Annotated in this window: 10 protein-coding genes; 7 read left to right on the top strand and 3 right to left on the bottom strand. The window is 52.7% G+C overall.

From position 1 onward, the window contains the following. The first annotated feature begins 559 nt into the window (after positions 1-559). Entirely contained in the window at positions 560-1,522 is a 963-nt protein-coding gene (locus H6F59_RS05610; RefSeq protein ID WP_397192941.1) for a sensor histidine kinase, read from the top strand. Between the two features lie 141 nt (positions 1,523-1,663). On the opposite strand, the gene H6F59_RS05605 is transcribed toward H6F59_RS05610, so the two are convergent. After that, on the bottom strand, positions 1,664-2,233 hold the full coding sequence (locus H6F59_RS05605) for a hypothetical protein (RefSeq protein WP_199325616.1): 570 nt from the start codon (positions 2,231-2,233) through the stop codon (positions 1,664-1,666). Positions 2,234-2,519: 286 nt separating this feature from the next. On the opposite strand from H6F59_RS05605, the gene H6F59_RS05600 reads away from it, so the two are divergent. The 3 genes from H6F59_RS05600 (at position 2,520) to H6F59_RS05590 (ending at position 5,992) form a co-directional block, all read left to right on the top strand. Continuing rightward, positions 2,520-4,697, top strand: coding sequence for a cation:proton antiporter (locus H6F59_RS05600; RefSeq protein WP_190696223.1), 2,178 nt, complete (start codon positions 2,520-2,522; stop codon positions 4,695-4,697). Between the two features lie 120 nt (positions 4,698-4,817). Next, positions 4,818-5,258 (top strand): hypothetical protein, encoded by a 441-nt coding sequence (locus H6F59_RS05595; RefSeq protein WP_190696221.1) that lies wholly within the window; start codon positions 4,818-4,820, stop codon positions 5,256-5,258. Between the two features lie 290 nt (positions 5,259-5,548). Further along, positions 5,549-5,992: a Fur family transcriptional regulator gene (locus tag H6F59_RS05590; RefSeq protein WP_190696218.1), complete on the top strand. Its 444-nt coding sequence runs from the start codon at positions 5,549-5,551 to the stop codon at positions 5,990-5,992. A gap of 88 nt (positions 5,993-6,080) precedes the next feature. On the opposite strand, the gene H6F59_RS05585 is transcribed toward H6F59_RS05590, so the two are convergent. Beyond that, on the bottom strand, positions 6,081-6,887 hold the full coding sequence (locus H6F59_RS05585) for an SDR family oxidoreductase (RefSeq protein ID WP_190696215.1): 807 nt from the start codon (positions 6,885-6,887) through the stop codon (positions 6,081-6,083). Positions 6,888-7,632: 745 nt separating this feature from the next. On the opposite strand from H6F59_RS05585, the gene H6F59_RS05580 reads away from it, so the two are divergent. Then, a complete protein-coding gene (locus H6F59_RS05580) occupies positions 7,633-8,949 on the top strand; it encodes a lipid-A-disaccharide synthase (RefSeq protein ID WP_199325650.1) in 1,317 nt (438 codons plus the stop codon). Positions 8,950-9,119: 170 nt separating this feature from the next. Here H6F59_RS05580 and H6F59_RS05575 read toward each other — a convergent pair whose 3' ends face one another. Next, positions 9,120-10,034 (bottom strand): ABC transporter ATP-binding protein, encoded by a 915-nt coding sequence (locus H6F59_RS05575; RefSeq protein WP_190696209.1) that lies wholly within the window; start codon positions 10,032-10,034, stop codon positions 9,120-9,122. Between the two features lie 104 nt (positions 10,035-10,138). Between H6F59_RS05575 and H6F59_RS05570 the strand changes: the two genes are divergently transcribed. After that, positions 10,139-10,555, top strand: a complete 417-nt coding sequence (locus H6F59_RS05570; protein WP_190696206.1) for a nuclear transport factor 2 family protein — start codon at positions 10,139-10,141, stop codon at positions 10,553-10,555. Between the two features lie 168 nt (positions 10,556-10,723). Next, positions 10,724-11,398, top strand: a complete 675-nt coding sequence (locus tag H6F59_RS05565; RefSeq protein WP_190696204.1) for a hypothetical protein — start codon at positions 10,724-10,726, stop codon at positions 11,396-11,398. The last annotated feature ends 16 nt before the right edge of the window (positions 11,399-11,414 follow it).

The raw sequence follows: 11,414 nt of genomic DNA, 5'->3' as shown, positions 1-11,414 counted from the left end.
CATTCTTCAGCATAGTCAGTTCGAAATATTACAGATGCTTAGGTACTAACCCTAGGCGACAATTTCTCTGGGCGATTCAACTGAGAAGCGAAGCAGCTAACGATCCCTTAAATTGCCATTAGCTATCAGCTAGTTTTGCTTGATCGCGCTGTAATGTGTGATCGCAAATTTCGCAACTATCTACTTTGTTGATATTTTACTTAAGCTTAATCTATAGAAGAAACCTGCTCAAAGCGATCGAATTTACACCTAAACTGCCCATTGCATCGCTCTACCATGTCTAACAGCACAAGATTGCAGACAGCAACTTACCGATAATCATCTTCTACCAAATGGGTGATGAATCTCTCTGAGGCTACCTGATATAACTGTTTCGATATTATTTTAAATAACCGATTTTAGAATGCCTGCTTCCCAATCCTCAGAACAAACGGTGTCGAACTCAGTTTCTGAATGTCTTAGGCAGAATTCTAAAAAAATTCTGGAGATTTGGGAGAGGCGAACTCGTGACGAGTTGAGCGCATCAATTCATCAAGACTCGCTAGCCTTACAAAACTCTTTGCCCGTTTACTTAAATCATCTGGCTGATGCAATCTCAGATCAAACTGATAAAACCTCGGCTCAAATTGAGACAATTAAGCTAAAAAGCACCCACGTTGGCAAGCAGCATGGCCATGAGCGCGCTGGCTACGCTGACTACACCGTCAGCCAGCTCATTCTGGAATATCACATTCTTCGCCAAGTTATATTTCAGGTCTTAGAGGAGGAAACTCCTTTAGAGGTAAGAGAGCGCGACATTATTATCGACTCCATTGAGCAAGCCGTTAACGACGCCGCAACACAGTTCTCCCACACACTTAGAGATATCCAAGAAATGTTTATGGTGACATTAACCCACGACCTTAGAGGTCCGGTTAATATCGTCAAGATGGGAACGCAGCTAATTTTGCGTCGGTTTGAGCGAGGCGATGCTCACCTAGACATCACGGTAAGAATGATTAGCGCCATCGATCGCATGGATGCAATGATTCAAAACCTGCTCGATGCCAGTCGACTACGGGCAGGTCAAAGCATAAAGCTAGAGTTTGAGGAATGCAACCTCGCTCAGTTGCTCAAAGACATCATTGAAGACCTGAACTTCACCTACGGAGACCGTTTTGTCGTAGTCTCAGACCCAAACATTACCAGCAACTGCAGCCGCAAACAAATTCGGCGAGTCATTGAAAATTTAGCCAGTAATGCCGTGAAGTATGGTGATACAGATACGCCGATTACGGTCAAGCTTTACGAATGTAACAACCACATTCACCTTTCGGTTCACAACCAAGGCTCTCCCATTCCTTCAGATACTCAGTCCATTCTGTTTCAGCAATTTCGTCGGACTCCCGCTGCGGAAGAAAAGACTGGCTGGGGATTAGGGCTATTCTTAGCCAAGAATATCGTCGAGGCCCACGAAGGAACGATCGAAATCGAAAGTGCAGAAGGCAAAGGAACCACCTTCATCGTTAAGCTACCTGCCTAAGTTTGACTACGTTAAGCAGGACAATTGATATCACTCTGCAGTTGTTAGTCAACCCAATTTGTTAATAGTCAAAACAACTTGCGGGTTCCAAAGAAATCTTTGGAACCCGCAAGTGTGGTGTGTAGCGATCGCGGCTAGAGCCTACTTGATAGTAGTCCCATTGTCAGAAACACTATGTTCACGGCGGTGCCATGCGTCTTGGCTAGCGTGCCTTGCTTTATCCCAGCCTATGCGATGGGTGCCATGCTGCTCATAGCTCTGTCTCAAATGGGGTTCAGCATCTTGGTAAGACATCCCCTGTTTTGAGTAAGTCGAGTAGCCTTCATAGCCAACACGGTAGGCAGGGCTATAGTCTTCATAACTATGATCGACCTCTACATAGGGGCGAGTGGCATAGTTATGGCGCCAATACTCGTCTTCAACGGTGGGGTCTAGCGTCTCAGCTACTCCCTTACCCAACAACCCACCGGCAACCGAGCCGACCACAGCACCTACGGCACCCCCAATTGGGCCACCGACAATAACCCCCACAGCAGTGCCCACTGCACCCGCACTGGCGGCACCAACCCCTGTACCCACGGGGCGAGCACCATGCTCCCCAGTAATCGGGTCTGGATTGCTGTCAGGATCTGGCTTATGCTCAGTCGTCAGCTTAGGGTCGCGATCGTGGTTAGGATTCGGTATTTGATTATTTCTTTCATTAATGTTCATATTTACATCTTCCTTGCTAAAAGCTATTACTCAGTAGAAGCTAACAGCTAGCAATTAGCCCTACCAAACCATGTTTAAAGCATAGTTTTTCCACACTTAAACGAAATCGGCTCTTAGGTGGAGATTTATTTATCTACAGGAGAGAGATTAGATCAAGTTAAAATCTATGCCCAATGCTGACCGGCTACGATCCCCATAAAGTAAGGGGTCTTGACACTATCGGTAGAATGCTATGACGCGAGTTTTGTGAATGAGTCTGCTCTACCTGTTGAGGATATAAGGCTACATGAGTCCAACGGAAATTGTTATTCACGTTTTAGTCGCCATCTTGGTCGTTATTGGCCTTTCCCGACTGGTAGGGTACGGGTTTAATCAAATTAAACAACCTCTGGTCATTGGCGAAATTGTCGCGGGCATCATGTTAGGCCCCTCGCTCTTGGGTTGGTTAGCGCCTACGTGGCAGGCAACGCTGTTTCCGGCGGAAATCATGCCTTCGCTCAACGTGCTGTCGCAGGTGGGGCTGATCTTCTTTATGTTCTTGATTGGGCTTGAGCTCAACCCCAAGTATCTAAAAGGGAATCTTGATGTTGCTATCTTGATCTCCCACGTCAGTATTTTGGCGCCGTTCTCCATGGGGAGTATTTTGGCGCTTTTGCTTTACCCACTGGTTTCTAATGGGGCCGTTTCATTTACAGCGTTTGCCCTATTTTTAGGCGCTGCGATGGCCATTACGGCATTTCCGGTGCTAGCCCGCATCATCACCGAAAATAATCTGCAAAAAAGTCGTTTGGGCACCCTGGCATTAACCTGTGCCGCAGTGGATGATGTGACCGCCTGGTGTGTTTTAGCTTTGGCGATCACGGTAACTCGCACCAACAGTATGGTAGGCGCTCTACCAACCGTCGTTTTCTCCTTAATTTATATCGGGTTGATGGTGACGGTAGGCCAGCGGTTTTTCCGCAACCTGGGTAAATTTTACGAGCGCACCGGCAAACTATCGCAGTTGCTCGTTGCCGGAATTTATATGGCGGTGATAGCATCGGCCTTAATCACAGAAACCATCGGCATTCACTTTATTTTTGGCGCGTTTTTGCTCGGGGCCGTGATGCCCAAAAATGTCGGTCTCACCCGAGAATTAGCCGAAAAAACTGAAGACTTTGTCCTAATTTTTCTGTTACCAGTATTTTTTGCTTACAGCGGGTTAAAAACTCAGGTGGGCTTGCTCAATAGCCCTGGAAAGTGGCTACTGTGTTTGGCCGTGATCGGCGTGGCTATTGTAGGTAAATACGTCGGCACCTATGTAGCAGCCCGATTCTCTGGAATTGATCACCGAGAATCGTCTGCCTTGGGTTGGTTAATGAATACCCGAGGATTAACTGAGCTAATTGTGCTCAACATTGGGCTAGAGCTGGGGGTTGTCACTCCTTTATTGTTCACGATGCTGGTCATCATGGCTCTGGTAACAACATTCATGACCTCTCCCTTGCTAGAGCTGATATATCCTAAGCGGCTAATGCGCCTGGATGCTCTAGAGACGGATGTAGAGGCTGATGCCGAAGACGGTGGGCAGGAGACTTCGCCCTACCGGGTTTTGGTGCCCGTTGCCAACCCTAAAAGCCAGAAGGGGTTGCTCAGATTGGCCGTGCAGCTTGCTGGGAACCAACCATCTGCGAGGGTTGATCTTTTAAACCTAGTTGAGATGCAGGAAGATTTTGCTTTCTCAACTACTCCTACCGAAATCGATCGCCTAATTGAGCAACGACAGCAATCGCTCAATCAGTTAATTGAATCCTTAGGTGTTGCTGCATCGAAGCAAACCATTTTTCCGATTGTTCGAGTTACTAACGATGTAGCGCGCGAAACCTCAGACATCGCTCAGTTAGAGCACACCAATTTAATTGTGATGGGTTGGCACCGCCCCGTATTTGACCAAAACCGGTTGGGTGGTCGGGTAGGGCAAGTGTTAGGTGCAGTACCCAAAGATGTGGCTGTTTTTGTCGGGCGAAATCTGACGTCTATCGACACCGTTTTGGTCCCTTACATGGCCAGTCCGCACAATGACTTAGCGTTAGAGCTGGGGCTACGGTTGGTGGCTAATATACCGACATGTCGCCTAAAAATCTTGCAGCTTATGATTGACGACTATAGCGAACACACATTGAGCAATGAGTTTAGTACGGTGATAGCTCGGATGAACGAGGTGATGGGCGATCGCATCGAAACGCTTGTGCAATCTACTCGTGAACCAATCCCAGCCATTGTGGAAGCCTCTCGCAGCGCTGATCTAACTATCGCTGGAGCCAGCCGTGAGTGGGGAGTAGAGCGTCAAACCTTAGGGCGCTACGCCGATGCTTTGTCTAACCACTGCCACTCGTCACTGCTCATCACCCGCAAATATCGTCAGGTGGCCTCTCCCCATTTGGCCTCTGTTTTAAATACTTCGGCAAACGCGAGTCCTAGTTAGTTGACCGCTTAAATCCGCTCGGTTTCCCTGTTTCTCAACTATATTTATTCCGTCGAGGATTGCGCTTTGAGCCACTTTGATCGAAAGTCTTTGATTTTTTACGGGGTTGCCATTAGCTCTGTGGTAACCCTCTTTAGCGTAGTCAGCCGGTATGGCACAACCCGCCTAAAAGCCCCAACCGCGATCGAAGGTAACTATCAATTGCAAATTGAGCCCAGCGAACAGTGTTCCGAGCCCCCCGCCTTGGAGTTGCGTCTTCAGCAGTCGGGCGTTTTCGTCAACGGAGCGCTAGCGGCAGCCAGCCCCGAGGCGAAGCCGGCCGAAGCAGGAGGAGAGCCCTTCGCCCTGGACGGGAGATGGCGCTCTCCCGATCTTGATCTGATCGGTCGCTCACCGGCTATGACGGTCTGTGGGCAGTCGGTCGAGAGGGTTGCGATCGCCGGTACCCACGAGGGAGACAGCTTTAGTGGGCAGCTCACCTTCGCGGGTTTACCTGCTCCGCTGACGTTCGAGAGCGAGTTTATACCCACTCAAACCTCTGCTACCGAAGCGTCCCACTAGATCAAACCCCTGTCTGTGTCCAGAACTCCGGTTTGGGGCCTTCAGTACTTGTGGCTGCAAGAAATAGCTCAGCCGCAGAACTTAATAGATTCATCTACGGCTAGGTTCATCAGACTGTATGTAGACGCTAAAACTCCTATGGACTGGACAACAGAGGCGACGAACAACCAGGCCTTTCATGTTTGATGAGGCCAGATTTAACCCCAAGTTTCTACCCTATGTTTGTAGTTCTAGACACGATTCTTTCAAACAAGTTAAAGTGGTACTGACTATGAATTACTTCCTCTACCATGGATGAGTCAGCTGTCCTGAAAAAGCCCATCACCTGTCTGGATGATGCCATTGAGCGCTGCCAGGCCCTTGGCATGCGGCTAAGTCGGCAGCGACGCTACATCTTAGAACTCCTGTGGCAGCACCAGGGCCACCTCTCCGCCCGCGAAATCTACGATCGCCTCAATCAGCAGGGCCGCGAGATCGGCCATACCTCTGTCTACCAAAATCTCGACGCCCTCTCCGAGCAGGGCATTATCGAGTGTGTTGAGCGCGCCGATGGTCGGCTCTACGGTCACCTGAGTGACTCCCACAGCCACGTCAACTGCCTTGACACCAACGAAATCATCGACATTGACGTCACCCTGCCCGCCGACCTGATTCAGCAGATCGAAGCCCGCACTGGGGTCACGATCACCGACTACCGTATTGACTTCTTTGGCACCACTGCTACTGCCAAGTAGCTTCGGCCCTTCTAGGACAAGCCTCGCAGGTCGCCAGGTGCGAAAGTCGGAGAGTTCAACCTACTAGCCTTTTAACCTGACAACCCAATCAAGTAGAACGAACGGGGCGCTGTTGACGTTGCACCGGTTTGGCCGGGGCTAAAATTTGCACCATAGAATCGACCAGCCAGGGCACCAATCGCTGCACCCAGATCACGGCGTGGCTTTGCCAACCCACCAAAATCTCAGACTGGCCTTGCTTTAGCCCCTGCACCAGCGCCTCAGCCACTTGCTCTGGGGTTGAGGGCTGCACTCCGCGAAATCGCTCAAACCCTTTCACCATGTCGGTGTCGGTCAGCGAGGGCAGCAGGGCAACCACACGAACCCGGTGGGGAGCCAGTTCACCTCGCAGCGCTTGGGTAAAGCCCACGATCGCAAACTTGGTCGCTGAGTAGGTAGCCATAGTTGGAGCCGCCACCTTACCCATTAGGCTCGACACGTTGACAATGCAGCCCTCCCGGCGAGTCGCCATTCGGCGAGCGATTAGGCGGGTAACCGTGTACAGCCCAATCAAATTGGTCGAAATCTCAGACTGTACCTGAGGCAGTTTGGCCTGCAAAAAGGGGGCTTGGTGGGCCACCCCAGCACAGTTCACCAACAAATGCACCGGGCCGTGGTGCTGCCAGGCGCGGGCAATCACCACGTTGGCGGCGATCGGATCGGTCAAATCTACGGGCAGAATAACGGCCTCTGCCCCCAGCTGCCGCACCTCTGCAGCAACCTCCTCCAATCGTTGGGCGCTACGGGCAACGAGCAAAATGCGCTGCATGCCCTGGCGCGCTAGAGAGTGGGCGATGGCACGGCCAATGCCACGAGAAGCGCCAGTAATCAAGGCGGTTTTACCGTGAAAAAGCATATAAACCTCCTGCTGAGTCTGAAGCATTTCAGCCAGCGTAATTAGAGTTAGGGTGCTGAGCAGAATCAGCCGTTTAGCGAAGAGCTGAATTCTGTAGCACTACAGCCGTAAGTGAAGTCGGGTCGAAAAATGTTGAATAAGTCAGAACTACCCGTAGTGTGTGCTGAGTTCAGATGATGAGGGCAAGGGGCGTAGCTACGCGCTGAATCTGAACCGAGTGACAGGGCGCTGGCCTAATGCGCTAAGAGAGATGCTCTGTAGGGTTGGGTCATGGTTTTAACTCTTTTTGCTGTGAGGCTATCCGAACCATGACTCAGACGTTAGCACCGGGATCAGACACCGACAACGATCCTGAAGGAAGTCGCCAGATTGTAACAGTGCTTATCAGCATTCTCATAAATATGGCATTTGGGAACCCAGCGTTCCCTGGAGCCACTTTTTATAGCCCATAGAGAATTCTTACCTTAAAGGAGTTTGAGGGCTTCAACAGCTTCCATGAGAATGGTAAAAGTGGGGAACCTAAATCTGAGAAAGCAGGCGTGTAGCCTAAGTTACGTATCGTTGTGTTGCAGAAAACAAACTGTTCGGCCTGTTGGTAGCGATCGCCCTACAACCAAAGACTGTTATCCCACCGCTATCAGAGCACCAGATCGCTGGCACCCCAGCCCGGCGTAAACATGAGTCCGTATCATGGTGATTTGATAGTACCGGAACAAGGTATTTCCCAGCGATGAGCGTTGCCCCCATGACCACCCCAGCTGCCACCCCCGGCGATATTTTGATTCTCTCCAACGGGCCGGGAGAGATTTCGACTTGGGTGCGCCCGGTGGTAAAGGCGCTGCGATCGCACCACCCCGACTCCAGCCAGGTTCGCATCTCTGTAGTGCTGTCGCCCTGTGCCAACGCCTCGGGGCGTGAGGCCGAGATGGCCCGCTGTCTGCCGGGGGTCGATCGCGTCCAGGGGCCAGAGCATTTCTTCTCCTTTTTGCTGTCCGGCAAAACGGCGGAGAACTGGGACTGGCGACCCCACGGCGTGGTGCTGTTTTTGGGGGGTGACCAGATCTATCCGGTCGTGTTTGGCAAGCGCTTGGGCTATCGCACCGTCATCTATGCTGAGTGGGATGCCCGCTGGCACCGCTGGATCGATCGCTTTGGCTGCATGACGGCCAACATTATCGAAGCGGCCCCCGATGAGTTTCGCAGCAAGTGTGAGGTGATTGGCGACCTGATGGCCGACGTGCAGGGCGATGGAGACGAGCAGCAGGTGCGCGATGCTCTTCACCTCAAACCCGACTACGACCTGGTTGGCTTCATGCCCGGCTCAAAAAAGAACAAGCTCAGCGTGGGGTTGCCCTTCGCCCTGGGCACCGCCGAGGCCATCCGTCGCCTGCGGCCCCAGACCCAGTTTGTGATTCCGGTGGCGCCGATGCTGTCGCTAGAGGCGCTAGCCCAATTTGCCGACGCGGCCAGCAACCCAGACATTCGCCTGGTTGAGGGGGCCACAACGGCCGAACTGGTAGAACCAGATGCGGCCCTACCCCGATTGCGAACCCCCAGTGGGCTAGAGGTACTACTGTGGCAGAGCACCCCTGCCTACGACGTGATGGGGCAGATGCGGTTTTGCCTGACCACCGTGGGGGCCAACACCGCAGAATTGGGATCCCTCGGCATTCCAATGATGGTGCTGCTGCCCACCCAAAAGCTAGAGGCGATGAAAGCCTGGGACGGCATTCCGGGCCTGCTGGCCAACCTGCCTCTACTAGGAGATGGTTTCGCCAAACTGATTAACCGGCTGGTGTTGCGGCAAATATATAAGGAGGGGCGGCTATTTGCCTGGCCCAACATTTGGGCGAAACGCGAGGTGGTGCCCGAGCGCATTGGCCCGCTCAACCCTCAAACTGTGGCCGCAGAGGTGGTGGAGTATTTGAAGGATCCAGATGCGCTGATGGCGATGCGCCAGGAGCTGCGATCGGTGCGGGGCGCAGCGGGAGCCTCGACCAAGCTAGCGACGATGGTCCTTGAAGAACTCAGGTCGAGTCACTCAAGCGACGCAAGCGATTAGCAATCTCCGGAAAAAACCCGTGCGTAGCTAAGTCCATCCTCTGGATGTGGTGCTAGCGAATAGCTGAGGCGGGCTTGAATGGCTGGGTGTAAGGTGCAAGCTTCAGGACATAGGTTTGGCTTACACCTCACACCCTACACCTTAAACCCTATACCTACCCCCCTACTCCCTTACCCCTCACCCCCTACTCCCTCAGGCTGCCGAGTCACTTCCAAATAAACATGCTCCAGTTTCACCGGGCTACGGGCGATCGAGTCGAGGGAAATGCCGTCGAAGCGATCGAGCAGATCCTTAAGTTCAAGCTGGTCAGGCACCCAAAAGGCTAGGTCGCCGCCGTAGGTGCGATGGGGGTAGCCAAGCTGCCGAGCCCGGGCGACCGCCCCCTGCGGATCCTTCGTTTCCACCGTGACAATCTCCTGGGCAGGAATGCGCGATCGCAGTTCCTCCAGAGTGCCCTCCGCCAGCAGCTCGCCCAGGCGCAAAATGCCGATCCGCTGGCACAGGCGCTCGACCTCATCGAGCAGGTGGGAGGTGAGCAGCACCGTCACCCCCATTGATTTGAACTGGCGAATCAGCTGCCACAGTTCTTGGCGAGCCTCAATATCTAGCCCAGTGGTGGGCTCGTCGAGAATCACTAGCTTGGGGCGGTGCAGAATCGCCGCTGCCATGCTCAACCGCCGCTGCATACCGCCGCTGAGCCGCTCGACGGGCACGTGTTTTTTATCTAAAAGCTGCACCGACTCCAGGCAGACATCCACCCGCCGCTGGCAGTCCTGGCGAGAGAGACCGTAGAGGCGGCCAAAGAAAAATAGGTTGTCGCTACAGGTGAGGCTGCCGTAGAGCAAGTTGCTCTGGGGCATTACCCCTACCCAGGCTTTGGTGGCCTCTCCGGCGGGGCGATCGCCGATGGTGACCGTGCCGCTATCGGCCTTGAGCAAGCCGCAGATGATGTTGATGGTAGTGGTTTTTCCGGCCCCGTTGGGGCCGAGCAGACCGTAAATTTCCCCCGGCTGTAGGCTCAGGCTGAGATTTTGCAAAACTGGCTTAGAACCGTAGCGCTTACAGAGATTGGCGAGTTTTAGCATGAGCTGTGCAACTTTGCTGCCGAAGGTGGTTGCCTCCCCCTACCGTTGGTTATGCTCAAGACGGGAGGCAGGGAAAGCCCCTGTATCTTATCAGTGAGGACCCTATGGCTGGCGATCGCGAACTGGTCTTGGCCGCAAACCAGGCTTTCTACCGCTCCTTCGAGAAAAAGGACATCGAAGCCATGGAGACGGTTTGGTCGAAGGGCATGGGCTGTCTCTGCATTCACCCCGGGCGCGATGCCCTCAAAGGCTGGGTCGATATCCGCGAGGCCTGGGCACGCATCTTTGAAAACACCAGCTACCTCGAAATCGACACCGACATTCTCACCATTGAGATCAGCGGCGACCTGGCCTACGTAGTCCTGATTGAGAACGTGCTGCAAATTAGCGGCGGCGAAGCCGGGAGCGATCGCTTCGGCAATCGCCGCCTAGAAGCTAGGTCAATGGCGACCAATGGGTTTGAACGCATGGCCGGCCAGTGGTACATGATCCACCACCACGGCAGTCCGGTAGTCGACTGAAGCGATCGTCCCCACAATGCTTGCCAAGAAATTCTCTCTTCAGCGTTAGAACTAGTTACAAATCAGCCCTAAGGTAGGTGCCCTCAGGTTAATTTTTGCCGCGTTTTCACCCTCGGTTAATGTGAAACCGATATCCTACTCAATAATCTTTGGGGATTGTGGAGAACGATGAGTAGTTTTAGTTCTGATTTGACCGGTCGAGACTACGAGGTCAAAATCGGTGATTACTTTAGCCGCGGGTGGGAGATCTTTAAGGCTAAAGCACCGCTGTTTGTCGCGTTTACGCTGCTGCTGGTGCTTATTCAAATTGTGATCTCTATTCTGCCTGCTCCCATTGGCACCAGAAGCGCAGACGGTCCCAGCGGCGGCATTCTCAGTTTGGCCTTCAACATAGTTACCCCGGCGCTTACCGCAGGTTATTACTTTGTAGCCTTCCAAATAGCGCGAAATCGCAATGCGGTATTTAACGACTTTTTTCAAGGGTTTAACAAGTTTCTGCCCCTCTTTCTGGTTTCGCTCGTCTCGGGTGTTTTGATCGCTATCGGGTTTTTGCTGTTGGTTTTACCAGGCGTTTACCTGGCCGTGGCTTATCTATTTGCCCAACCGCTGGTGATCGACAAAAGCGCCGACTTCTGGCAGGCGATGGAAACCAGCCGCAAGCTGATCACTAAGAAGTGGTTTTCGTTCTTTGGGCTGCTGTTGATGATTTTCTTGCTGAATGTTGGCGGTGCCATTCTGCTGGGTGTTGGCCTGCTCGTCACAATTCCGCTGTCGGTGTGCATCATTGCCGCCGCCTATGAAGACATTGTGGGTCTCAACTCGGTATCCGACGTCGCCATTTAAGCGATCGCTTAATCCA

Source organism: Nodosilinea sp. FACHB-141 (genome assembly GCF_014696135.1).
Lineage (GTDB): Bacteria > Cyanobacteriota > Cyanobacteriia > Phormidesmidales > Phormidesmidaceae > Nodosilinea.
Note: the sequence above shows the minus strand (reverse complement) of the source record. Positions and strands in the feature narration are given on the sequence as shown.